Annotated in this window: 31 protein-coding genes and 2 tRNA genes; 3 read left to right on the forward strand and 30 right to left on the reverse strand. The window is 37.3% G+C overall.

Translation table 11 applies throughout. The features are described 5' to 3' along the window. Nucleotides 1-104: 104 nt before the first annotated feature. The 29 genes from OFN73_RS06935 to OFN73_RS07075 form a co-directional block, all read right to left on the reverse strand. The gene (locus OFN73_RS06935; protein WP_270862812.1) at nucleotides 105-2,273 is read right to left on the reverse strand and encodes a hypothetical protein; all 2,169 of its coding nucleotides are present in this window, start codon (nucleotides 2,271-2,273) and stop codon (nucleotides 105-107) included. Continuing rightward, nucleotides 2,239-2,757, reverse strand: coding sequence for a LolA family protein (locus OFN73_RS06940; RefSeq protein ID WP_270862813.1), 519 nt, complete (start codon nucleotides 2,755-2,757; stop codon nucleotides 2,239-2,241). The genes OFN73_RS06935 and OFN73_RS06940 overlap by 35 nt, the downstream gene beginning before the upstream one ends. Nucleotides 2,758-2,992: 235 nt before the next feature. Continuing rightward, the gene (locus tag OFN73_RS06945) at nucleotides 2,993-3,280 is read right to left on the reverse strand and encodes a hypothetical protein (protein ID WP_270862814.1); all 288 of its coding nucleotides are present in this window, start codon (nucleotides 3,278-3,280) and stop codon (nucleotides 2,993-2,995) included. Continuing rightward, on the reverse strand, nucleotides 3,277-3,651 hold the full coding sequence (locus OFN73_RS06950; protein WP_270862815.1) for a DUF6980 family protein: 375 nt from the start codon (nucleotides 3,649-3,651) through the stop codon (nucleotides 3,277-3,279). The genes OFN73_RS06945 and OFN73_RS06950 overlap by 4 nt, the downstream gene beginning before the upstream one ends. Then, entirely contained in the window at nucleotides 3,644-3,793 is a 150-nt protein-coding gene (locus OFN73_RS06955; protein ID WP_270862816.1) for a hypothetical protein, read from the reverse strand. The genes OFN73_RS06950 and OFN73_RS06955 overlap by 8 nt, the downstream gene beginning before the upstream one ends. Further along, nucleotides 3,790-4,107: a hypothetical protein gene (locus OFN73_RS06960; protein WP_270862817.1), complete on the reverse strand. Its 318-nt coding sequence runs from the start codon at nucleotides 4,105-4,107 to the stop codon at nucleotides 3,790-3,792. The genes OFN73_RS06955 and OFN73_RS06960 overlap by 4 nt, the downstream gene beginning before the upstream one ends. 114 nt (nucleotides 4,108-4,221) lie before the next feature. After that, nucleotides 4,222-4,626: an acyl-CoA thioesterase gene (locus tag OFN73_RS06965; RefSeq protein ID WP_270862818.1), complete on the reverse strand. Its 405-nt coding sequence runs from the start codon at nucleotides 4,624-4,626 to the stop codon at nucleotides 4,222-4,224. Next, a complete protein-coding gene (locus OFN73_RS06970; protein ID WP_270862819.1) occupies nucleotides 4,610-5,515 on the reverse strand; it encodes a hypothetical protein in 906 nt (301 codons plus the stop codon). The genes OFN73_RS06965 and OFN73_RS06970 overlap by 17 nt, the downstream gene beginning before the upstream one ends. Further along, nucleotides 5,508-6,227, reverse strand: a complete 720-nt coding sequence (locus tag OFN73_RS06975; protein ID WP_270862820.1) for a glycosyltransferase family 2 protein — start codon at nucleotides 6,225-6,227, stop codon at nucleotides 5,508-5,510. Before OFN73_RS06975 ends, OFN73_RS06970 begins: the two co-directional genes overlap by 8 nt. Then, nucleotides 6,208-7,734, reverse strand: a complete 1,527-nt coding sequence (locus OFN73_RS06980; protein ID WP_270862821.1) for an AMP-binding protein — start codon at nucleotides 7,732-7,734, stop codon at nucleotides 6,208-6,210. Before OFN73_RS06980 ends, OFN73_RS06975 begins: the two co-directional genes overlap by 20 nt. Further along, nucleotides 7,727-8,278 carry a DNA gyrase subunit B gene (locus OFN73_RS06985; RefSeq protein ID WP_270862822.1) on the reverse strand — a complete coding sequence of 184 codons (552 nt, stop codon included), beginning with the start codon at nucleotides 8,276-8,278 and terminating at the stop codon, nucleotides 7,727-7,729. Before OFN73_RS06985 ends, OFN73_RS06980 begins: the two co-directional genes overlap by 8 nt. 2 nt (nucleotides 8,279-8,280) lie before the next feature. After that, complete coding sequence (locus OFN73_RS06990; protein WP_270861439.1) at nucleotides 8,281-8,532, reverse strand: acyl carrier protein; 252 nt, start codon at nucleotides 8,530-8,532, stop codon at nucleotides 8,281-8,283. Between the two features lies 1 nt (nucleotide 8,533). Next, complete coding sequence (locus OFN73_RS06995; protein ID WP_270861440.1) at nucleotides 8,534-8,791, reverse strand: phosphopantetheine-binding protein; 258 nt, start codon at nucleotides 8,789-8,791, stop codon at nucleotides 8,534-8,536. Then, entirely contained in the window at nucleotides 8,788-9,528 is a 741-nt protein-coding gene (locus OFN73_RS07000) for a lysophospholipid acyltransferase family protein (protein ID WP_270862823.1), read from the reverse strand. Before OFN73_RS07000 ends, OFN73_RS06995 begins: the two co-directional genes overlap by 4 nt. Continuing rightward, entirely contained in the window at nucleotides 9,512-10,192 is a 681-nt protein-coding gene (locus OFN73_RS07005) for a beta-ketoacyl synthase chain length factor (protein WP_270862824.1), read from the reverse strand. The genes OFN73_RS07000 and OFN73_RS07005 overlap by 17 nt, the downstream gene beginning before the upstream one ends. After that, nucleotides 10,182-10,604 carry an excinuclease ABC subunit A gene (locus OFN73_RS07010; protein ID WP_270862825.1) on the reverse strand — a complete coding sequence of 141 codons (423 nt, stop codon included), beginning with the start codon at nucleotides 10,602-10,604 and terminating at the stop codon, nucleotides 10,182-10,184. The genes OFN73_RS07005 and OFN73_RS07010 overlap by 11 nt, the downstream gene beginning before the upstream one ends. 19 nt (nucleotides 10,605-10,623) lie before the next feature. Then, nucleotides 10,624-11,853, reverse strand: a complete 1,230-nt coding sequence (locus tag OFN73_RS07015; protein WP_270862826.1) for a beta-ketoacyl-ACP synthase — start codon at nucleotides 11,851-11,853, stop codon at nucleotides 10,624-10,626. After that, nucleotides 11,847-12,572, reverse strand: a complete 726-nt coding sequence (gene fabG, locus OFN73_RS07020; RefSeq protein WP_270862827.1) for a 3-oxoacyl-ACP reductase FabG — start codon at nucleotides 12,570-12,572, stop codon at nucleotides 11,847-11,849. Before fabG ends, OFN73_RS07015 begins: the two co-directional genes overlap by 7 nt. Then, nucleotides 12,565-12,990 carry an ApeP family dehydratase gene (locus OFN73_RS07025; protein WP_270862828.1) on the reverse strand — a complete coding sequence of 142 codons (426 nt, stop codon included), beginning with the start codon at nucleotides 12,988-12,990 and terminating at the stop codon, nucleotides 12,565-12,567. Before OFN73_RS07025 ends, fabG begins: the two co-directional genes overlap by 8 nt. Then, a complete protein-coding gene (locus OFN73_RS07030) occupies nucleotides 12,987-14,135 on the reverse strand; it encodes a beta-ketoacyl synthase N-terminal-like domain-containing protein (protein ID WP_270862829.1) in 1,149 nt (382 codons plus the stop codon). The genes OFN73_RS07025 and OFN73_RS07030 overlap by 4 nt, the downstream gene beginning before the upstream one ends. Continuing rightward, the gene (locus tag OFN73_RS07035) at nucleotides 14,116-14,505 is read right to left on the reverse strand and encodes a hypothetical protein (RefSeq protein ID WP_270862830.1); all 390 of its coding nucleotides are present in this window, start codon (nucleotides 14,503-14,505) and stop codon (nucleotides 14,116-14,118) included. The genes OFN73_RS07030 and OFN73_RS07035 overlap by 20 nt, the downstream gene beginning before the upstream one ends. Continuing rightward, the gene (locus OFN73_RS07040) at nucleotides 14,502-15,728 is read right to left on the reverse strand and encodes an NAD(P)/FAD-dependent oxidoreductase (RefSeq protein WP_270862831.1); all 1,227 of its coding nucleotides are present in this window, start codon (nucleotides 15,726-15,728) and stop codon (nucleotides 14,502-14,504) included. The genes OFN73_RS07035 and OFN73_RS07040 overlap by 4 nt, the downstream gene beginning before the upstream one ends. A gap of 2 nt (nucleotides 15,729-15,730) precedes the next feature. Further along, complete coding sequence (locus tag OFN73_RS07045; RefSeq protein ID WP_270862832.1) at nucleotides 15,731-16,276, reverse strand: 4'-phosphopantetheinyl transferase superfamily protein; 546 nt, start codon at nucleotides 16,274-16,276, stop codon at nucleotides 15,731-15,733. 20 nt (nucleotides 16,277-16,296) lie between these two features. Then, nucleotides 16,297-16,372 (reverse strand) — tRNA-Phe (locus OFN73_RS07050). A gap of 111 nt (nucleotides 16,373-16,483) precedes the next feature. Next, nucleotides 16,484-16,840, reverse strand: coding sequence for a 50S ribosomal protein L20 (gene rplT, locus OFN73_RS07055; protein WP_270858736.1), 357 nt, complete (start codon nucleotides 16,838-16,840; stop codon nucleotides 16,484-16,486). Between the two features lie 82 nt (nucleotides 16,841-16,922). Beyond that, nucleotides 16,923-17,114: a 50S ribosomal protein L35 gene (gene rpmI, locus OFN73_RS07060; RefSeq protein ID WP_270858735.1), complete on the reverse strand. Its 192-nt coding sequence runs from the start codon at nucleotides 17,112-17,114 to the stop codon at nucleotides 16,923-16,925. 90 nt (nucleotides 17,115-17,204) lie between these two features. Next, nucleotides 17,205-17,726: a translation initiation factor IF-3 gene (gene infC / locus OFN73_RS07065; RefSeq protein WP_270862833.1), complete on the reverse strand. Its 522-nt coding sequence runs from the start codon at nucleotides 17,724-17,726 to the stop codon at nucleotides 17,205-17,207. Then, nucleotides 17,723-19,546: a threonine--tRNA ligase gene (gene thrS, locus OFN73_RS07070; RefSeq protein ID WP_270862834.1), complete on the reverse strand. Its 1,824-nt coding sequence runs from the start codon at nucleotides 19,544-19,546 to the stop codon at nucleotides 17,723-17,725. The genes infC and thrS overlap by 4 nt, the downstream gene beginning before the upstream one ends. Nucleotides 19,547-19,723: 177 nt before the next feature. Continuing rightward, a tRNA-Glu gene (locus OFN73_RS07075) sits at nucleotides 19,724-19,798 on the reverse strand. A gap of 127 nt (nucleotides 19,799-19,925) precedes the next feature. On the opposite strand from OFN73_RS07075, the gene OFN73_RS07080 reads away from it, so the two are divergent. From OFN73_RS07080 to OFN73_RS07090, 3 genes are all read left to right on the forward strand, one after another. Further along, the gene (locus tag OFN73_RS07080) at nucleotides 19,926-20,411 is read left to right on the forward strand and encodes a hypothetical protein (RefSeq protein ID WP_270858732.1); all 486 of its coding nucleotides are present in this window, start codon (nucleotides 19,926-19,928) and stop codon (nucleotides 20,409-20,411) included. After that, on the forward strand, nucleotides 20,408-21,250 hold the full coding sequence (nfo, locus tag OFN73_RS07085) for a deoxyribonuclease IV (protein WP_270862835.1): 843 nt from the start codon (nucleotides 20,408-20,410) through the stop codon (nucleotides 21,248-21,250). The genes OFN73_RS07080 and nfo overlap by 4 nt, the downstream gene beginning before the upstream one ends. A gap of 255 nt (nucleotides 21,251-21,505) precedes the next feature. After that, on the forward strand, nucleotides 21,506-21,916 hold the full coding sequence (locus OFN73_RS07090; protein WP_270858730.1) for a hypothetical protein: 411 nt from the start codon (nucleotides 21,506-21,508) through the stop codon (nucleotides 21,914-21,916). A gap of 263 nt (nucleotides 21,917-22,179) precedes the next feature. Here the strand turns inward: OFN73_RS07090 and OFN73_RS07095 are convergent, their stop codons facing one another. Continuing rightward, nucleotides 22,180-22,722, reverse strand: a complete 543-nt coding sequence (locus OFN73_RS07095) for a YceI family protein (RefSeq protein WP_270862836.1) — start codon at nucleotides 22,720-22,722, stop codon at nucleotides 22,180-22,182. Nucleotides 22,723-22,890: the final 168 nt, after the last annotated feature.

Below are 22,890 nucleotides of genomic sequence, written 5' to 3' on the forward strand. Positions count from 1 at the left end.
ATAAAATAACACGCATTGGAAAATAACAGAAGTTAGATTTCAAAAACGGAAAGTGGATTATATTCAAGGGTTGCTTAAAAAGAGATTAAATGGAGGGGGAGGATTTAAAATTTTGCAAATTCTGTTTCTGTCGCGTAGATTGTGGCTAAAAACGCACAAATCGCGATGTTTATCGCCACACTTAGACCAAAAACCGCCACCGCCGCAGTCCCGCTAAAACTAAGAGCAAAAAATGAAACCATGCTAGTAAGAGCCGCAACGCTTATGCCAAAGGTTTTTTTGGCTGTTTGAAGGTGCGAATTTAACGCAAAAATCATATAATCAACCCCCACAGCCCCCGCTAAAATCAGCCCAAAAATCACAAAAATATTGATAGAAAAACCAAAAATACTAAGGATAAAAAGTGTAATTAAATTTGATAAAAATACCGCAGTAACGATATTTGCGCTGATTTTTAATCCAAAAAAATAACACAAAAGCAAAAATGCTAAGGCGTAAGCGATGATTTTAAGGTAAATCGCATTTATCTTAATGTTTAAAAATGCCGAATTTGCGCTATCTTTGAAGCTCAAATACGCTCCGCCACCTGCTAAAATAGCATTTTTTAACGCGATTTTATCTTTTATATCGTATAAAAAAACGATATTTTTGCCATCTATTTGCAAATTTTTTAAATTTAAAAAAAGCGATGAATTTAAAACTTCATTTTGCGTGAAGACCTGCGAATTTGCGAGTTTGTCAAGCTCTTTTTGAACCAAATTTGGATTTATGCCTTTCATCAAATCCGCATTGGAATTTGCAAAAATTTGCATTATTTTTTCTTGCGTTTTTGGGCTTTGGATAAATTTTTCCGCACTCAGATACGAGCCGATGATTTCGTTAGAAACGAGCGTATTTGGCACATTTGAGCCACTATCTAAAACCGCCAAATCATAACTTTGAGAGCTTAGCGTGGATAGTTTAGCACTCATTTGCAAAAGCGTTTTATCCATACTAGAATACTCGCTAATGTCGTCTTTAAAAACGGCAAAATTATACAAAAATAGCGTTAAAATCGCTATGCAAACGAGATTAAATTTCAAATTTACAAATTTAAATTTAGCGCTAAATTTAATCAAAATTTGCAAAAATTTATCCCAAATTTTAAAGCTTTCAAATTTGCAATTATCAAAAATTTCAGGCAACATAAAATAAGAAAATAAAAATGCTCCCAAAAGCGCAAATATCGCAAACACAGCGATTTGCAAAAGCAAATCAAACGACGAAAACAAAAATACAGCATATCCCCCGGCGGTAATAAAAAAGCCTAACAAAAAGATTTTTTTCATATCTTTTATGCTCTGTTTTTTGACTAGCGAATTTGCATTTGAGCCAAGCCAATGTGCGCTAAAATCGAGCATGAGTCCGATTAAGCTAGTCGAAATCACCACGCTTATGCTATGAACGCTCTCAAAAAACAAAAATAACGCAAACACCCCGCTAACTAGCCCAAAAGCCACTACGCCGACAACGGCAAAAATTCTAGCGTTTTTAAAAGCCAAAAATAGCAAAATAGCGCAGATTATCAGCGAAAAACTTCCCATAAACGCACTTTCAAATTTAGCCGAATTTTTCCCAAGTGCTGAGTAAATCGCACCACCGCTTATGAGAATTTCGCTATTTTTTGCGATTTGGGTTAAATTTAAAAGCACATTTTCATCATAAATTTGCTCTAATTTTGCTTTGGCAAAATAGTATTTTTGATTTTCAATCTCGCCGTAAAATCGGTTTTCACTCATATCGAATTTAATCCCACCACCGCCTTTTAAAATCTCTGAGTGAAGAGTCAATGAAAAAAAATCCTGCGAAGCACTTAACGGCTTAAATTTATTGAAAAAATCCGCCTGACTTCGCGCAAAAAAGGCAGTGGCGTTGTTTTCGAGCAAATTTACGCTCTCATCGTCTAAAAGCGCGATTTTGTAAATTTCAAGCTCTTTTTGATAATCTTTTATCGAATTTATCTTATATAAAATTTCGCTAAAAATCCCGCTATTTTCGCACTCTGCGATAAAATTTTCAAATTTCATTTTATCGTTTGAAGCAAAAATTATCTCATCTCTTAAACTCTCGTTTAGGTTGGTAAAAATTTCCTTGCTTTCTTTATCAAATCCAATTAAGCCGTAAATATCGGAATTTATTTTGCCCAAATTCAAAGCGATAAAAACGCTCATTATGGCGAAAGCTATGGCAAAAACGGCTTTATTTAACATCGCTAAACAAAGTCCTTGTTTCATCGCCCTGCGCGTTAGTAATGGCTATTTCTCGCACCGTTTCGCCACCTTTTATGATAATGTTTTTAAAAATTTCTTTAAAAATCGCCCCTTTTGGGCTTAAATTTAGCTCCCACGCGCCACTTTCGCCACTTAGCGAAATGTCAAAATCTTTTTGCAAAACGCCAAAATCCAAAGAAAAAATCGCCAAAAAAAGCTCTTTATCCATGAGTGAGTTTTTTTGCAATTCCCATTTGCCGTTTTCTAGGCTAAAAATGCCATTTTGTGCGATTTTAACGCTACTTTCGAGCGGTTCTTTTATATGCCAAATAAGCTCTTTGTTTTTTATTTCAAACTCCCCGCTACTTTTAATAGACTCGTCAAATCCGCCCAAAATCATCTCTTCGTTAAATTTACCGCTTATGTTGTCGGTTTTGAGATTTAACTCGCCCACTTCCAAGCCAAAAACCAAACCACAAAATGCCAAAAACGAAAGCAAAATTCTCATTTTATTCCTTGATAATCAAAAAAATTTATTAATTTTACTATAACTCATAAAATAAATATTGCTAAATTTTGCAAAAGTGCCATTTTGGGTCAAATTTCTTTTAAAATTTAAAATTTCCCGCTAACGCAATCTTGGATACTGCGCCGAAATTTTAGTTGTAGTGTGGTAAGTTGCCTAGCGAAAATTTTGGTAACCTTATGGCGGGCAAGGATGCCCACCCTACGATACTACAGTGCTATACATATTCTTCTTCCAATTGACAATTAAAATTTGTTGTATCAATCTCTATGCCAAATTTTTCTAATAATATTTTATTTATTTCTGGCGTAATATCATAAGCACCGCTTAAATATTGGTTTCCATACTCATCATATTGAATATGCTTTTCATTTGGATAGCAATTTTGTAAAACAGTTTCAATATCCTTTAAAGTGCAATTTTTAATGGGAGTGGTTTTTACAAAACTATCATCAAGTTTATTATAATATATAACACAAATATTAGTCTTTGGCTTTGGTTTCATTTTTCCACCCTTCTATTCTTTACTGGTGGTTTTTTCTCCTTAGTCTTTGGATTATATGAACCTTTTTTCAGCCACCAACCATAATTTAAATATATTTTAGGAATTTTATCATTGTTAATATCTATTCCCAATTTTTCCATTTTATTAAACCATTTATTACGCTTTGAATTTGGCAATTTCTTACCGCAAAATGGACAAAATTTGATTGAAATATTACTTGTTCCACCATCGTGGATAATAATACCATATTCATCAAATTTGGGCGAATAAATTATCAAAGCGTCTGGGCAGTCATAGATATTTTTATGAATATCACAACTGAAATTTACAGCCTTTCTCATTTTTAAACAACAATGTTTTGCTTTAAACATTTGTTTTCCTGCCTTTCACGGCTGACTTTTTCTCTTTTGTTTTTGGGTTTATAGTATTGTAGGGTGGGCATCCTTGCCCACCAAATTTTGTGTATTTATCAAATTTGCCATTTTTAACCATTATAATAAAGTATTTTTTCATTTTGTATCCTTGTTAATATTCGGATACATTTTATATAAAAATTCTATTTCTATTTTATCTAGGTCTTTTAACACTTCTTCCAAAGGCTTATTTGCTAACATTTTTTCATAATTTGATTTCAGTCGCTGATTAATACGATAACTATCGGGTTTTGCCTTTTTGATTAAAGCTATTCTACACTCTTTTGTTGCCTCTGTTTTATTTTCAAAAAAATCTTTTAATCCACAAGAAGCAGTTTGTTTAGTGTATAAATAATAAACAATTGCACTTAACGCCACTAAAATTATTATAAATCCAAATTTGCTTTTAATCATTTCTTGTCCTTTCTTGGAAAGAAAATAACTTGCTTTGAATTTTTATCTGGGCTATTAAATATAGCACCGCAGGGCGGGCATCCTTGCCCACCAAATTTATATGTTTATCCAATTTTATTTTAGTCCCTTTAATTTTTCTTTTAAAATCTCAGGTAGGTAAAAGCAAGTTTCCATATTTTTTAAATTTACCGCTGCTTGGGCGGTGGTTGCCTTGCATAAAATTTCGCTAGTATCAGCGTTTTTTATGGTGTATTTAAATTTAAGTAAGCTTTCAAATTCGCTCAATTCTACTTCTACGCAAATTTCATCATCAAACATCGCAGGACGCACAAATTTAAAATCCATTTTCACAATCGGATAAGCGTATCCGTCATTTTTCATATCGATATAAGTGTAGCCGATCTCACGCAAAAACGCACACCGCGCCATTTCGCAGTATTTGACATAGTTTCCGTGCCACACCACGCCCATGCTGTCGGTATCGTAAAACTCAACTCTAAATTTATAGCTCTTTTTCACCTTGCCCCCAAAAATCAAAAAAATTATACCATTGCGCGGGATCGCTTACGCATTTGCTCTCTAAATCCGCCACATACGCTCTCAAAGTAGGCATCACAGAAGCGATTTTATCGCTTTTTAGCTCCACGCTTGGCAGTTTTTTCGTTTCAAAAGTATATTTTTTGCCTACTTTGTAACACCAAAATGAGTAAATTTCAGCCTTTAAAATCCCTGCTATGAGATACGCCCCAATGCTAAAATTCGCCGTTTTTCCCAAAAATTCGGCACTTGCGACCTTTTCGCTTTTTATCGGCACACGATCTGCCATTATGGCGATATGTTCGCCGTTATCCAGCAAATTTCCCAAATTTAGCATAGTTTCAATATTTAGCTCATCGACCCAAAAGACATTGATTTTCCCGCCACTGACTTTATCCATAAATTCGTTAAATTTAGCGTTGTTTGCGCGATACATAAAGATATTTATTTTCGTGCGACCAAGTTCGCTCACAAGGGCTTTTGCCACTTCGATATTGCCGTAATGGCTAGTTAGCAAAATTTTTCCCCGTTTTACGCCGTCTAGCTGCGAGCGAATTTTTTCTAAATTTGTTCGGTCGATTTCTATTCCCCTTTTATTTGTCCAAATGGCGATTTTATCGCAGATTGCAACGCCAAAATTATAAAAATTCGCATACGCGTTGCCGCTTATTTTTCCGCCACTTTGTGCGACATTTTTTCTAAAATTTATTATATTTTCTCTTTGATTTTTTAAAAACAAAAAATAGACGCTAACCACGATAAATACGATATACTTAACGATAAAACTAGGCAGTTTTGTAACCAAAAAAAATGTCGCTTTTAAAAATAAACTTGGTGCGACTTCGTTTTGCTCTGCCCAGTGCTTAGCCATGAAATGCCCTTTTTGCCAACCACGGCAGAAGCGTGAAAAAGAGCCTTGCGTGGGTTAGCGAAATTTGAAAATTATCCCTAAACATGCGAAAGTGGCTAACTCCGCCCTTTTCGTAGCGAACTTTTAGCTCAATCCATTTTAGGTTTATTTTCGCTCTGTAAGCTTGAACCAAAATTTCGATATCAAAGCCCATGCGATTATCTTTTACACTATCTAAAATTTCGCAAATCTCTTTTAAGGGATAAATTCTAAACCCACACATGCCGTCTTTTATGTCATTTGATAAAGTATTTATACTGCACCAAAAATTTGTTATTTTTCGTCCGTAAAAACGGCTTTTTGGCGCATTTTCATCATAAATCGGATTTGCGCATATTAGCGAGTGCGGATTTTCTTGTGCGGTTTGCAAAAAATCGTCGCATTTTGAAATATCGTGCTGAAAATCAGCATCAATTTGAAATGCGTGAGTGTAGCCTTTTTGCAAAGCGATTTTAAAGCCGTCTTTTAGAGCTGCACCCTTACCGCCGTTATTTTCGCGCGTAAAAATTTCAGCTTTTAAACCGATTAGCGCATTTTTACTAACTTTATCGCTGCCGTCATCGATGATTAAAATCTCGCCCATTTTTGATAAATTTTCTACCAAATCGGCGATTTTAGCGGGGTGGTTGTAGTAAGGCACCAAAAAAACAGGCTTAAAGGCTGATTTTTCCATTGCAACACTCTTTTTGACTTTTGATTTTAAAACTTAGCGTTTTTTCTTTTTTCTCAAAAGTTATGGTTATTTCGTCATTTGGGCGGATAAAGTGCATAAATTTTATGCTTGGAATATGGCTTAAATTTTGCAAATCATATCCTAATTTTTCTGCGCAAATCCTAGCAAATTTAAGCTGCATAAAGCCCGGTACCACAGGAAAACTCGCAAAATGTCCGTCAAAATAAAAATCACTTGGCTTAATTTTTGCCCTAAATTCATTTTGCGAAATTTGCGTAAATTCAGGCATTTCGTAGCTTTCATAAGCTTTTATGAAATCATCTTTTTTTACCTTGCTTTGCGCAGAATACGGGACTTTGCTAACTATTTTAAAATACCTTACAACCGAGCCAAAATCATATTTTAGATATTTTTTTAAATTTTCTACGACGCCTTTTTTGCCGTTTTTTCTAAACTCTTCTTCGCCGCTCTCGCTTAAAACTATCAAAGCCAAAATTCGCTCAAATTTTGGGTGAAGCCCTAGTTTGCAGTCTTTTATAAACTCATTTTGATTTAATTTTTCTTCTATGGCGTCCAAATTTACGCGGTTTTCACTAAATTTGACAATCCTATCAAGCCGTCCGTGCAAAATAATATCATCGCCTCTAATCTCGCCGCTATCGCTACTTTCAAACCTTTTGCACCAAGGCGAAGTTATGATGAGTTCGCCTTTTTTGCCCACTTCTAAATTTACAGGCTCAAATTTTTTAAGCCCCACTCCTAAATTTGCCCCCACAACGCCCGTTTCGCTAGATCCATAAATATCGACGATTTTAGCATTTGTGATTTTATTTAATTCATCACGCAAATTTTGTGGGAGCTTAGCTCCTGCTGAGATTATCATTTTTAAATTTGCTATTTTTTTTGCGTTTTTGTGCTGATAAAGTGCGTTTAGCACGGTTGGGGACGAGATTAAAATTTTATTTTCAAGCTCTTCATCAAGTATGATTTCGGGGTAATTTAGCTCCCTTAAATCCGACTTCGCACTCAAATTTAAAGGCACAAAAAATTTAAATGTAAGCCCAAACATATTTTGGTGGGTAACACTAGCTAAAAACTCGTCGTTTTTGCCCAAATTTAGGCTCTTTGCTAAATGCTTTGCTTCTAAAACCATATCCAAAAGCGACTTTTGAATGTTTTTTGGTTTGCCCGTGCTTCCAGAGGTTTTTAGATAAAAAATCTCGCTTCCGTTTAAATTTAACTCGCCAAATTCGCTCAAATTTTCAAACTCAGCACAAATTCCGGCAAATTTTTCATCATCAATGCCAAAAAAACCGTCTTCAAAATGATTATCTCTTAAAAGTTCAGGCTTTGTCCCTGCTAGCATCGCCCCAAAAAAGGCGATTTTAAACTCACTCATATCGCTTAGAAAAATTTGAGTTCGCTTTATGTTTTTATTTTTTAAAACAGCTGCAAATTTGCAAATTTGCTCCGAAATTTCACTTAAATTTTGTATAAATTCACGCATTTTTTATATAAAACTTCCTAAAAATAATCTCGCCAAAAAGCAACGCTCCTACCAAAACATAAGAAATCGCCCCACAATAAACGCCCCAATAAACTTTATTTTCGCATAAAGCTAAAAGTCCGCTCACGCCGCCATTTATCGCAAAAAAACCTATCCAAATTTTGGTTAAATTTCTTGTATAAATCAAAACTTTTGGCTCTAAATTTTTTTCTTTTAACATAGCAAATTTAGTTATCATCGGCGTGCTAGCTAAGCTAAAATAAAAAACTGCCCCCAAAAAGGCATTTATTAGCACAGGATAAAGATATTTTATCCCATAAGCACTAAAAACCGCACAAAGTGCGAAAAATCCGCACAAAACAAAACTAAATTTACCAAATTCGCTTAAATTTTTGCTCTCAAAGCCAAATTCCAAAATCCCGCGCAGTCCCCACAAAATCGCCATTATAATCAATAAATAAAGACTAAACTCTCTAAAAAAGACAATTCCAAAAGGATAAATCACGCTAAAAAGCGTAATTATCGCCTTTAAAAAAGTTTTCAAATTTACTCGCCGATTTGGTATTTTTTCGCCACGACCTCAACAATATCGCCAAGCGTTTTTATAGCTTTGAAGTCTTCTGGCATTAGTTTATGACCTGTTTGTTTTTTGACAAAATCAACCAAATCAATCGCATCAATGCTATCGATGTCTAAGTCTTCATAAATCTTAGCATCAAGCGAAATTTTACTTTCATCGATTTCGAAAAGCTCAACCAGAGCCTGTTTTAGAATTTCAAAAATCTGATTTTTATCCATTTTATTTCCTATTTTTTGATATAAAATCTGCCAAATTTACGACATTTGCGAAAATTTCTTTGACATTTTCAGTTTTTGAGTTTATAACAATGTCATATTTTTTTTGGATCAAAAGCCCAAGTTCGAGCGCATCGACGCTATCAAGCCCAAGTCCTTCTCCAAAAAGCGGTGCATTTTCGTCAATGTCGCTCACGCTCATATCTTCGAGGTTAAGCCCTGAGATAATCATCTCTTTAATCTCTAAAATAAGATCACTCATAAATCTTGCCTTTCATATAAATTTTGCATTTTTTCGTGTAATAATCTAACTCTAATCGGATTTGAGCGAAATTTTTCAAATTCGCTTAAATCTAAATTTTCTAAAATATCCACTTCATATTTTATCTTATTTTGTGGCGTATCATACCACGATTGTCCTTTTTTTAAGCTTTTTGGCGACATTTTTATGCTTAGCGCGATTAGCTCTTTTGCGCAGTTTATGGCTATATAAAATGCACCTTTTTGCATGCAAATTTTATCTTTCGTGCGAGTGCCTTCTGGGAAAATTATCAAATTTTCTCCATTTTGCAACGCTTTTTTTGATAGTTCTAGCATTTTTTCATTTTCTGTATTTAAAATATAATTTGCCGATTTTATCGCCCCAAATAAAAAAATATTTTTTGCTAAACTTGCCTTTACGATACAGTTTGCCCTGCGTATGTGAGATAAAAGCAACACAACATCGAGCAAGGACGGGTGGTTTGCGATGATGATAGCGCTATCTTTGCGAACAAATTTTGCTCTAAAATCTATTTTTGCGTATCCATAAAACACAATCAAATACAAAAACACTCGCCAAGCCACAAAAACCAAATCCCTAGCGAAATTTTCTATGATTTTAAATTTGTTTAATCGCAGTATTGTTACGGGGATAAAAAAGAGATTTCCAACCATGCAAATAATGCCAAAACTTGCAAAGCATAACGCTACGCAAATTCGCCTAAATAGCAGTTTCATCGACCCATTTCCAGCTTAAATCTTGCTCTTTTGTAACCCAAGATTTTTTGTGATTTTTTAGATTTAGCAAAAATTCAAAATCGCTATTTTTAGTTAAATTTGCTAAATTTGGCTCGTTATTTGGTGAAATTTCAATGCTAAAATTTTTACCTTTTTCTACTACAACCAAAATCGCATAAATCAAATCTCCCGCGTTCATAAGTTCATTATTAATGCTCTCAAAATAGCTAATAATCGCTATTTTATCAAATTCATCAAATTTAGCTACGGCATTTAAAATTCCGTTTTCTAAGCTCAAATTTGCAGATACTGCCGAAATTTCAGCCCTGTTTTTGGCAAAAATCGCATTTTGTGCCACAATCGCATTATGAACGCTAATGCAAAAAGAAGCAGGAGAGAGCGGTTCGAGTTTAGCTAGGCTTGATTGCAAAGAAAAACAGCGATTTATCTCGCCGTGCTTTGAGCTAAAAATCACAGGCATTTCATCGCACTCTTTTAAGAGCGAAATGCAAAATCTCGCCCCCTTGCTAAGTCTTCTTCGCTCAATAGGGGCGATATGCGTTAAATCTGGACTTTTTTTGTAAATTTCAAGCTCACCTAAATTCGCGCCAGTATCGATAATAGCGTCGAATTTGGAAATATTAAAATAAACTTTATTTTGCAATATAACCTCTAAATGTCACGCCGACCATGATATTTCCGATACCACACTCAAATTCTTTATTGCTGACAAATTCGTGTTTGTAGTAATAACTCGATAAATTCACAGCCTTGTTTCCACCCTCTCTTTTGGCCCTTTCTTGGAAACTTATCATAGCAGAAGCAAACGCTCTAAAACACGCCTCTTCCTCGCTTTTGCCGACTTTGTTTGCCTTTTTGTTTGATGAAATTAAGCCTGTGATTTTTTTACCACCGCCTTTTTTGCCAAAGCTTAGTTTCACGCTAGGATCTAGCACAGACTTGACAGCTGGATCATTTAAAGCCTTTGAAATAGAAAATTTCTTAACTTCATTTTTTGCAAAAGCAAAATTCGCACAAACCGCCAACGCAGCAACAATACTCAAAAACTTTTTCATTTTTTCCTCCATAAAAAAATTAATTATCAAAATTTTTAAAAATCAAAGATGTATTAACCCCGCCAAATGCGAAGTTATTATTCATTACAAATTCGGTTTTTATCTCAGTAATATCGCGCAAATAGTTTAAATTTGCGCACTCGCAATCTACTTTATTTAAATTTAAATTTGGATAAAATCTACTTTGTTTCATCATCATTATACTAAAAAAACTCTCCAATGCCCCACACGCTCCCAAAGTATGCCCAAGATAGCTTTTTAGCGAACTAATTGCCGTTTTTTCGCCAAAAAGCTCGTTTGTAGCGATACTTTCTGCGATGTCGCCTTGCTTAGTGGCTGTGGCATGAGCGTTTATGTAGCCGATTTTTTCGGGCATCAAATTTGCATCTTTTAAGGCTAAACGCATAGCTTCTTTCATCGTGGCACTTTGTGGTCTAGTGATGTGAGTGCCATCGCAACTCGATCCAAAGCCCACAATCTCAGCGTAAATTTTGGCATTTCTTTTTTTTGCGCTTTCTAAACTCTCTAAAACTAGCATCGATCCGCCTTCGCCCAAAACCAGCCCGTCTCGCTCACTATCAAACGGCGCAGGAGCTAAATTTGGCGCATCATTTTTACAGCTTGTCGCAAACAATCTATCAAAAACAAAGGCTTCACTAGGGCAAAGCTCTTCTGCGCCACCGGCTAACATCATATCGATTTGCCCGTATTTTATAGCTTCATACGAATATCCTATGGCATGACTTGCACTCGTGCAAGCTGAACTTGTCGGAATCATACGCCCTTTAAGTCCATAAAAAATCGCTATATTTGCCGCCGTAGTGTGAGGCATCATTTTGACATAGGTATTTGCGTTAAAATTACTTGGCATACCAAGCATAAGTTTTACTGCTTCGCAAATCGGCCCCGTGCTTCCTGTGCTTGACCCAGCTGCTACGCCCATTCGCCCATCTTTGATACTCTCATCATCTAAAAGTCCAGCATCTTTTAAGGCTAGTCCTGCTGCTTCGACTGCGTATTGAGACACAATCCCCAAAGAGCGAAGTTGTTTTCTATCCCACTCTTTGGGTGGCGCATAGCCTATTATCGGAGCGGCTAAGCGAGTATTTAATTCACTCCCAAACCTATCCCACTCGCTCATAAATTTAACGGCATTTTGCTTAGCTTCAAATTTAGCTCTTATCTCGCTCCACTCACGCCCAAATGCACAAACATTTCCAAAACCAGTAACAACAACCCTATTTAACATAATCCGCCATTTACTCCTATTACTTGTCTTGTGATATAGCTAGCATTTTCGCTTAGCAAAAACTCAGCCAAAGCAGCCACTTCGTCTGCTTCTCCAATACGACGAGCCGGGATTTGCTTAATTATCTCATCTTTTAACTCGCCCAAATCCGTCATCGCCGTATCGATTAGTCCAGGTGCTATGCAATTAACGGTTATTTTCCTACTTGCAAGCTCGATCGCCAAAGATTTTGCGGCGGCAATTAGACCTGCTTTACTAGCGGCGTAATTGCTCTGTCCGCGATTTCCCATAATACCGCTAACTGAGCTCATTACGATGATTCGTGCAGGTTTTTTAGCCCTTATCATCGGCATTAGCACGGGATTTAACACATTGTAAAAACTATTTAAATTTGTATCAATTACGCTTTTCCACTCGATCTCTTCAAATCCGGCAAATGTGTTATCTCGCGTGATTCCTGCGTTTAAAATCACGCCGTAATACACGCCATTTTGCAAATCTTTTGTAAGAATTTCTTTTGCCCCCTCAGTATCTGCGACATCAAAAATTAAAATTTCTGGCTTTTTAGCGCTAAATTTGCAAATTTCATCCGCTACGGCTTGTAAATTTACTAAATTTCGCCCGTGCAAAACCACTTCATAACCGGCTTTTGCTAGTCTTAAAGCACACGCCTTGCCGATCCCCGCACTAGAACCTGTAATCAAAACCCGCTTATTCATTTATCGCCTTATCTAAAAATTCTTTGCTCGGATTTAACACGCTCAAACTCGCCATTGCAACGCACTCATTGCTAAGCAAAATCTCACAATCAAACACAAACATTCCAGCCCCGTCACTTAGGCTTTCTGTTGCTTTTATGATTAGCTCGTCGCCCACATTTACAAAAGGGCGGAAAATATCCATTTTGCGACAACTTAGCAAAAATCCAAGCTCGATTTTATCGTTGCTTCCTGCATACGCCGCGATTGATTGTGCCATTATTTCGATATATGTGTAGCTTTCAAGTCGTCCGTCTTCTACAAATGGCGAACTGGGCGGAATTTTCACAGCGCATACTATCTCGCCTTGCTTGATTTCTTTGATTTCGTCCAAAAAAACCATGTATCCGCTTTGGGGCAAAATTGATTTTATGTTCATATTTTTCCTATCACGCTAACTGCGTTGTCTCCGCCAAAAGCAAAGCTTAAATTCATCGCAGTTTTTATGTTTGTTTCTATTTTTTCATCTATTATATTTATTTTTGGCAAAATTTGCTCTTTATCGTAAATTTGAGGTGGCAAAATGCCGTTTTTTATGGCTTGAAAGCAAATTCCAAGCTCTATGGCTCCTGCTGCTCCTAGCGTATGCCCAAAAATCGGCTTACTCGAACTACACGGCGTGTTTTTTAGCGTCGAACTTATCGCCACGCTTTCCATAATGTCGTTTGCATTTGTGCCTGTGCCGTGTAAATTTACATAATCCACTTTGTCTAAACCCGCTTTTTGCAAGGCTAAATTTATCGCCTCAATTTGCATAGTGGCATTTGGATTTGGCTGAGTTATATGAAAAGCGTCCGAGTTTGCGTGGTATGAGAGCAAAGCAATGTCTGAAATCTCATCACGGCTTAGCAAAAAAATTCCCGCTCCTTCGCCCAAATTCGTGCCTTTTCGGTTAAGAGAGAACGGATTTAATCTCTCATCGCTTAGCACTCCAAGACTCTCAAATCCCAAAACGGTCAAAGTATCAATCCCGTCGCTCCCACCGCAAATCACAGCGTCGCAAATCCCGCTTTTTATAAGCCTTGCGGCTTCGATTACGGCTTTATTTCCGCTAGTGCAAGCTGATGAAATCCCCACAGCAACGCTTTTTAAGCCAAAAAAATCTCTCACGAAATTCGCAGGATTTCCCTGAGAGTTTTGCTCTGCGTTGTATCCTTTAAATTCGCCCGTTTTTGCATGATTTTCAAAGGCTTTAAAATTGCTTTGCACGCCTGTTACGGTCGTGCCAATGACTACGCCAACGCGGTGCGAACCAAATTTAGCAATCGCATTTTTAATCTCATTTTCAATCTGCATAAAAGCAAGGAATAAAATTTGATTTGTGCGGTTTGCAAAATCTCTTTTAAATTTAGGGCAAATTTGATCTAAATTTTGCGAAATTTTGCCCAAAACAAAGCTTTTGTTGTTATAAAAATTTTCTATTTTTTTTAGAGCTGAGTTTTTATCACAAACTGCCTTAAATACGGCGTTTGTATCATTTCCGGCAGAGCTTATGAGCCCAGGACTACTTAGATAAATTTGCATTTTTGACCTTGTAAATTTGACCTTGTAAATTTATCTCAAATTCGCTTTTTTCGATATTTTCAAGCAAATTCAAAAATAAATTCTCAGCCCCTTTATTTGGCGGCAAAAATCCGTCGTTTTCAAACTCTGCGCAAATTTTTTCACCGCAATTATTTAAATGCAAAAATTTCCTTGCAATCGGGGCTTTTAGCATATCAAGCCAGATAAAATGATAAAATCCATCGCCGCTTCTAGCAAAAATTTGGCTTTTTACGCCGTCCTTTTCTACTAAAAAATGCTTTTGGCTAAATTTGGGCGTATCGCTAAGCGTAAATTTAGCAGCACACCCAAAAAACAAAAAAACCAAAAAAACGGCAATCAAAAATCTCATTTGCAAAGCTCAGCTAAGGTATCTAAATGCCTTTTTGCATCTTTTACGAAAGGATTGCTTTTATCCCACGCATAACCCGCTAAAACCGAGCTTATGTAGCGTTTGATTTTGTGATCTTTTTTCGGATAATAAATCACATCTTGAAATTTGCCATCATACCAGCCATCGACATAAACTCTAAATGTATCAACGCCGCTCATTAGCTCTTTTGCGTAGTCATTTTCCCAATCAGCCTTGCCGTTTTTGATCTCATCTATTACGCATTTTGCAGCGATTTTAGCCGAATACAAGGCAATCGTAACGCCTGAGCTAAATACAGGATCTAAAAACTCAGTCGCATTGCCCAAAAGTGCGTATTTATCGCCATATAGACGGCTCACATTTTTTGAATATCCGTTGAGATTTCGCACAGGAGTATCCCAGAGAGCATTGTTTAAAAGCCTTTTTAGCATAGGACATTCATAAACGCATTTTTTAAGAATTTCGGCGTTATTTTCAGGATTTATTTCTAAATTTGATGGATTTATAATATGTTTTTCGCCGACCACGCCGATAGAACAACGCCCATTTGAAAACGGAATCAACCAAATCCAAACATCTCTATGAACCGGGTGTGTGGTGATTAAAATCTTATTTCTATCATAAAGCGGCTCGGTTATATTATCCTCTATATGCGTGAAATACGCACTTCTAGGCGGCAAATGCGACGGCGTTTCTAAATTTAAAAGTGTCGGCAAAATCCGCCCGTATCCGCTAGCATCAAGGACAAATTTGGCTTCTAAATTTTCGCTAATGCCGTTATTTTCCACGCTTAAAACTGCATTTTGTCCGCTAAAATCGACTGCTTTTACTTCGCATTTGTAGGTTACTTCTACGCCCATTTTTTCGACTTCATCTATCAAAAGCTTGTCAAAATCAGCCCTTGGGACTTGAAAAGTCGTCCCGCTTCCAACGCTTGATTTATCGCAAAAATCGATATATGTGTATTTTTCGCCCCACGAAAAAGCTGCGCCGTTTTTGTATTGAAATCCGTAGTTATAAACAGCGTCTAATAGACCTGCTTCTTCAAGGATGTTGTTGCAGTTTGAGAGCAAACTCTCGCCAATGACGAATTTTGGCATGGTTTCTTTTTCCAAAACTCGCACTTTAAGACCGGCTTTATGCAAAAATGCCGCCGCCACGCTACCACTAGGTCCAGCACCAATTACCAAAACATCATACATTTTTATCCTTTGAAACAAATTGAAATTAAAAACTGATTATAGAGTAAATATGTTTTAAATCGGATAAATTTTCCCTTGTGATTTTTGGCTTTGATTTCGTTTTTATTTCCAGTCAGCCCAACCCTTGCAAGGTCGCTAAATGCGAGATTTTCGAGCTTGATTATAGCCTCTTTGATAGTGTAAATTTGATAAAAAAGGATTATTTTTTCGCTTTTATCGCAAATTTGCATTAATTTTTTTTCAAATTCGTTAAAACAAAAATCAATTACGCCGTCAAAATCTCGATCCGCTAAAATCTCCAAATCAAGCCCAAATTTTTTATTTGAAAAACCAACTGTGGCGATATGGGAATTTTGTAAATTATCACCAATTTTTTTGTGCGAAATGCAAAACTTGCCCCGTTTTTTAGTGCGTGATCTAATAGAACGAGAAAGCAAAAAATCAGCCGAATTTTTGCGGGATTTGTATAGTTTTTTGTCTTTTTTATCTAGCTTTGATTTATCAAATTTAAAAATTTTATCACTAATATAGATTTCAAATCGTTGCATAATTTTATCTGAATAAAAAGTGGTGGTTAGAGGCAGAATCGAACTGCCGACACGCAGATTTTCAGTCTGCTGCTCTACCAACTGAGCTATCCAACCACGAAATAAAGGGGGCATTGTATTCAAACCCCGCTTAAAATCTATTTAAACGAGCCAGAATACAAAATTTAAAAGGGAGAATTTCAAGAAAAAATCTTGAAATTCAAAAAATTATTTTAAAGCAGCCTTTGCTTTATCAGCTAATGCAGCGAAAGCCTTAGCATCGTTCATAGCAAGGTTTGCTAGGATTTTTCTATCTAATTCGATATTTGCAAGTTTAAGACCGTGCATAAATTTAGAATAACTAATATCGTTGATTCTGCAAGCAGCGTTAATTCTAACGATCCATAGTCTGCGGAAGTCGCGTTTTTTCGCGCGTCTGTCGCGGTAAGCATAAACCAAACTTCTTTCTAATTGTTCTTTGGCTTTTCTGAAATGTTTTCTTCTTGCGCTATAAAAACCGCGAGCAAGTTTTAAAACTTTATTGTGTCTGCGTCTTCTAACAACGCCTGTTTTTACTCTTGCCATATTAATCCTTTCTTAAATGGCGCCCATTTTTGGGTCTTTCCCTATCTTAGGGGAGTTTGAATGACTAGGTCAAAAACTAAAATTATTTACAAAGCATAAGCTTAACAGCTCTAACATTTGTAGAATCTACATAATGTGGGCCGCGCAAATCTCTTTTACACTCGCTAGACTTTTTAGTCAAGATATGGCTGCGGAAAGCTGAACCGCGTTTAATCTTGTTTTTGCCTACTTTAAAGCGTTTTGCTGCGCCACGCACACTTTTCATCTTTGGCATGTTTATCCTTTTTTTTAAGATAAGCTGTGATTATATAATAAAATTTTAAATTTCTGCTGAAATTTAAAAATATTTAAGCTACGCCGAAATTTAAGACTTTTTCGGCGTAATTAGCATACTCACATATCTTCCCTCTAAAATCGGGGCTTTGTCGCGTTCTGCGCTACCTGCGAAATTCTCTTCCCAAATTTTGTTTAGCAAATTTACGCCAATCTCAGGAGTGCTCATCTCGCGACCCTTCAAAAACACGCGAAGTTTGACATGTTTGCCAGAATCTAGGAATTCTTTTGCGTGTTTTACCTTGTAATTCACATCGTTTTGAGCGATTTTTGCCGAAAATTTTATCTCTTTAATCTCGATGATTTTCTGTTTTTTCTTGGTCTCTTTTAGCTTTTTTTCTTGTTGATAACGGAATTTACTATAATCCATTACCTTGCACACTGGCGGTTTCGCATCTGGCGCGATTAGCACGAGATCGACACCTTGTTTGTTTGCGATTTGCAACGCCTCATCTAGCGAGATTACGCCGTATGCTTCACCATCTTCGCCGATACACCTAACCTCATCAGCCTCGATTTCTTCGTTTAGAAAAACTTCTTTTTTGCTGCTCAAAAATTCACCTCATTTAATTTGTTTTGAACGAAATCCAAGAACTCGCTAAGCCCTAAATTTCGCTGTTCGCGCGCACGCCTATCACGCAATGCGACGCTACGATTAGCCACTTCGTTATCGCCAAGAACGATGATTAATGGCACCTTTTGCTTTTCGGCTGTTCTGATTTTTTTATTTAAAGTTTCGTTTTTAGTTAAAATTTCGCTGTCTATGCCCAATTCGCGCAACATAGCTGAAATCTCTTTTGCATACGCGCTGTGCGCTTCGCCAATCGGGATAATCGCCACTTGTGTCGGGCAGATCCAAAACGGAAGCTCGCCAGCTGTATGTTCGATCAAAATTCCTATAAATCTCTCAAAGCTTCCCAAAATCGCTCTGTGAAGCATAACAGGTTGTTTTTTCTCATTGTTTTCGTCAATATAGCCTAGCTCGAAGCGATTTGGCAGGTTGAAATCCACCTGCACGGTGCCACACTGCCATTTTCGACCCAAAGCATCTGTGATTTTTATATCAATTTTCGGACCATAAAACGCACCGCCGCCCTCGTCGATACCGTATTTAAAGCCCTTTTCATCAAGTGCGTCTTTAAGCGCTTTTGTAGCGATCTCCCACACTTCATCATCGCCCACAGCTTTGGCAGGTTTAGTTGAAATTTCCATTTCGTAGTTGAAATCAAACGCACCCATTAGCACATCGACAAAGTCCAAAATTTCATAGACATTTTCTTTGATTTGGCTTGGCATACAAAAGATATGCGCGTCATCTTGGGTGAATTCGCGCACTCTAAACAACCCGTGCAAAACGCCTGATTTTTCGTGTCTATGCACGACGCCGTATTCGCAAAATTTAAGTGGCAAATCGCGATATGAGCGAATTTCGCTTTGATAGACTTTGATATGACCCACGCAGTTCATCGGCTTAATGCCGTATTCTTGCTCTTCGATCATCGTAAAATACATATTTTCTTTGTAATTTGTGTAGTGTCCGCTGATTTTCCACGCGTCAGATTTTAGGATTTCAGGGCCTCTGACTGGCTCGTAACCGCGACGGCGAAGCTGTCGATAAAGTCTTTCTTCGAGTTTTACACGCATTTTCGCACCCGCTGGCAACCAAATCGGAAGTCCAGCGCCGATTTCTTCATCAAATGTGAAAAATTTCATCTCCGCACCAAGCTTGCGGTGATCACGTTTTTTAGCCTCTTCAAGCATTGTTAAGTGATTTTTTAGGCTCTCTTTGTCAGCAAAAACTACGCCGTAAATTCGAGTTAGCATTTCGCGTGTCTCATCGCCGCCCAAATACGCACCCGCAATCCTAGTTAGCGCGAAATTTCGCAAAAATTTGGTATTTGGCACATGCGGTCCGCGACAAATATCCTCAAAATCGCCTTGCGCATACAAACTCACTTCGCCCTCTGGGATTCGCTTCAAAACCTCGACTTTTAGGTCGTCCTCGGCGTATTTTGCGCTAACAGCGCCTTTGGTAGAGCAAATTTTAACTATATCTTGCTTGGCTTCGGCTAGCTCTTTCATTTTTTTCTCAATCGCCTTTAAATCGTCCTCGCCAAGCTTCTCGCCGCCGTTTTTGCTCACGCGCATATCATAATAAAATCCATCTTCAATCGCAGGACCCACGAAAAATTTTGCGTCTGGGTAGAGTGATTTGACAGCTTGTGCTAACAAATGCGCGCATGAGTGACGTAGCACTTTTAGCGCGTCAGCAGAGTTATCGAAAAATATCGGTTCTGCGCCATCTGCGCCCTCGCCGATACTTTGAGTATCATAAATTTCACCATTAAATTTGTATGCGATAATGTCGCCCATTTTTTTCCTTTTTTACCAAATTTATCTTTTCTACAATAAAAGAATAAGCTGTAATTTTAGCCAATACAACCTTAACCGTAAATTTAAATTTGGCTAAATTTTAAGAAATTTTAAGCGAATTTTGAATTTTCATTAAATTTTGATTTGAAATTTAATTTTTTGGATTTTGTGTTTTAGTGGTGACCCCTACGAGATTCGAACTCGTGTTACCGCCGTGAAAGGGCGATGTCCTAACCGTTAGACGAAGGGGCCACTTAATTCGGTTAAATTAAAAAGAACGATTATTTTATATAAATTGCGCTTAAATTTCACTTAATAAAGCTGGAATTTTTATAAATTTCGCTAAAATGAAAATATTAAAATTTAAAAAAGGACAAAAATGAAAAAAATAAATTTGATTTTTGCTGGATTTTTGGGAATCGGGGCAGTGTTTTGTGGTTGCGCCAAGCTCGCCCCGCAAAAGACGCAAGCGGTGGCGTTTTCGATAATTTCGCCAAATTTGCGCCTAAACGACACGGGATTTATTAGAAGTTTTAAAAACCAAACCGAGTTGCAGGTCTATTCTAGCGGGGTTAGCGTGCTTTCCTTGGTCGCAAAAAACGAAAGCGTGTGCATGAATAATGCCTGCGATGATGAGCCAACTTTCAATGAGAAATTTTTCAAAAACGCCCATTACAAGGGATTTTTGGGCGAAATTTTGGGCGCGAAGGCAATCTATGGCGCGAAAAATTTAGCCAAAACAGATTGCGGATTCGAGCAAAATTTGGGCGAAATTTCATACAGCGTCTGCGATGATAGCGGTAAAATTATCAAATTTAGCGACAAAAAAGCCGGGGTAAAAATCAGCGTAAGAGAGCTTTTATGAAGCGTGTCGGAGCCCATGTAAGCGCAGCTGGCGGAGTTTTTAACGCTCCGCTTAACGCGCAAAAAATCGGCGCAGATGCGTTTGCGCTTTTTGTCAAAAATCAGCGTCAATGGAGCGCAAAACCGCTTAGCGATAGCGATATAGCGCAATTTCGCGCAAATCTCGCCGCCACTGGCATACGCGCAGAGCATATCCTAGCCCACGATAGCTATCTCATAAATCTAGGCCACCCAGACCCCGCGCTTCGCCAAAAAAGCCTTGACGCCTTTATCGACGAGATAAATCGTTGCGAAAAGCTTGGCATAAAACTGCTAAATTTCCACCCGGGCTCGCATTTAAATGAAATTTCGCCACAGCAGTGTCTGCAAAATATCGCAGAGTGCCTAAATTTCGCTATCGCAAACACTAGCGATGTCAAACTCGTCATCGAAAACACAGCAGGCCAAGGCTCAAATTTAGGCTATGAATTCGCCCAAATCGCCTACATAATCGCGCGCGTAAGCGACAAGACCCGCATTGGCGTTTGTATCGACACCTGCCACGCCTTTGCCGGCGGATACGACTTTCGCACGAAAGAATCTTACGAAAAAACAATGGTCGAATTTGACCGCGTCATCGGCTATAAATTTTTATCTGGCATGCACCTAAACGACACCAAAAACGACCTTGGCGTGCGCAAAGACCGCCACGAGAGCCTTGGACGCGGATTTTTGGGGCTGTCAAGCTTCGAAAACATTATGAACGACAAAAATATCGATGAAATTCCGCTCATTTTAGAGACGATTGATGAGAGTATTTGGGCGGAGGAAATCGCGCTACTACGCTCTTTTGTGCGCTAAATTTAGCCAAATTTCGCTACCGCAAGTCTTCAAACACTGCGCCGAAATTTTGATTTTCTAAAATTTTACTATCCGTAGCCCCGATACAGCGTCTTAAATTCCCATACTCATTTTAGCAAACAAAGATACTAACCATAAAGAACTTCATCTAAAAGAGCATGAATTTAAACAGAAATGAAAAATTTATGTATAATATACTTTCGCGAAAATAATCAGAAATGAAAGTGAGAAAAAATAATGAAAAAAGCGATTTTAATGACAATTTTGTCAGCTTTTATGTCCCTTAGTGCGTTTGCGAAAGATAACTGCGAGTTAGACATTATGAAAAACATAGTCCTTGCCATAAACAATGAGGTTAAAATAAAAACAAACGACGAAAAGGCGACAATGACGGCTCGTTGTGAAGATAATATGATGATTTTTGACATCACTTACAAGGATAAATATTCTGATGAAATTGAAAAAAGCGCAAACGCAACGAAATTAGAAAATGCAAAAAAAGAGTATCTAGCCAGAAATACATTGGATTATTGTTTCTACGATACATTTGGTCCTATTCGCCAATACGGCGTTGGGATTTTTTATAAAATTTCGACCAAAAATATGAAAAATGTTATAGAATTCAGTGTTAGACCACAAGATTGCGAACCAAATAAAAAGTCGTAGAGCAAGCATCCTTGCCACCAAATTTATTATTGCAAGAGCTAAAAGACAGATGGTAATCCTCACGCTAACAAGCGTTTTAAAATTTAAACATTTTAGTAATTCTCTGGATTGCTTCGTCACTTCGTTCCTCGCAATGACATATTTAATAAAATTTCGGCGCAGTATTGCGAGATTGCGTAGCGAAAATTTAAAATTTAAATAAAAAAGGGAAATTTAGCGGTTTGCTAAATTTCCCAAAATTTGCAATAAAATTTGCATAAATTTTACTTCGCTACGGCTTCGATTTCGATAGAAATTTTTATATCATCGCCTAGCATCGCAGTGCCGCTACCTGGGGCGAAATTAAAATCAGAGCGTTTGATTTTGCCCTCTAAACTAAAACCAATTTTATCTTTGTCGCCCTGTTTTGCCTCGCCGCCAAAATCATAGTCAAACTCGACTTCTTTGGTTACATCACGAATCGTTAGCTCGCCTTTGACCTTGTCAGGTGCGAACTCTTTCATTTCAAATTTCATATCAGGGAACTTTTCTGAGCCGAAAAAATCGTCCGCTTGCAAGTGCGCGTCGCGTTTTTCGTTGTCAGTGAAAACAGAAGCGGTTTTGACCACGGCGCTTAGTTTGTTTAGCTTGCCGTCCTCGGCGTCAATCTCTGCGCTAAAATCCTTGAAGTTTCCGACCACATTGCTAATGCTCATGTGTTTGATCTTAAAACCTACGCTAGAATGGGCGTTATCGACCTCGTAAGGGGCAGCGTTTGCTAGCATTGCGCCAAGCGCGCATGCACTTAAAATTGACAAAAATTTCATTTTCTCTCCTTTTGAAAAATTTAAAATTTGGATTTTAGCTTATGTTTATTAATAAAAATTATTTATAAGAAATTTTCTGCGAGAAAGGTGGGAAAAATATAGAAATCTATTTTTATCTTTTCTTTTGCAATTGATTTTGTAATTGATTTAAAAGCACAATATTTGAAA

The organism is Campylobacter sp. JMF_14 EL1, assembly GCF_027737585.1.
Lineage (GTDB): Bacteria > Campylobacterota > Campylobacteria > Campylobacterales > Campylobacteraceae > Campylobacter_B.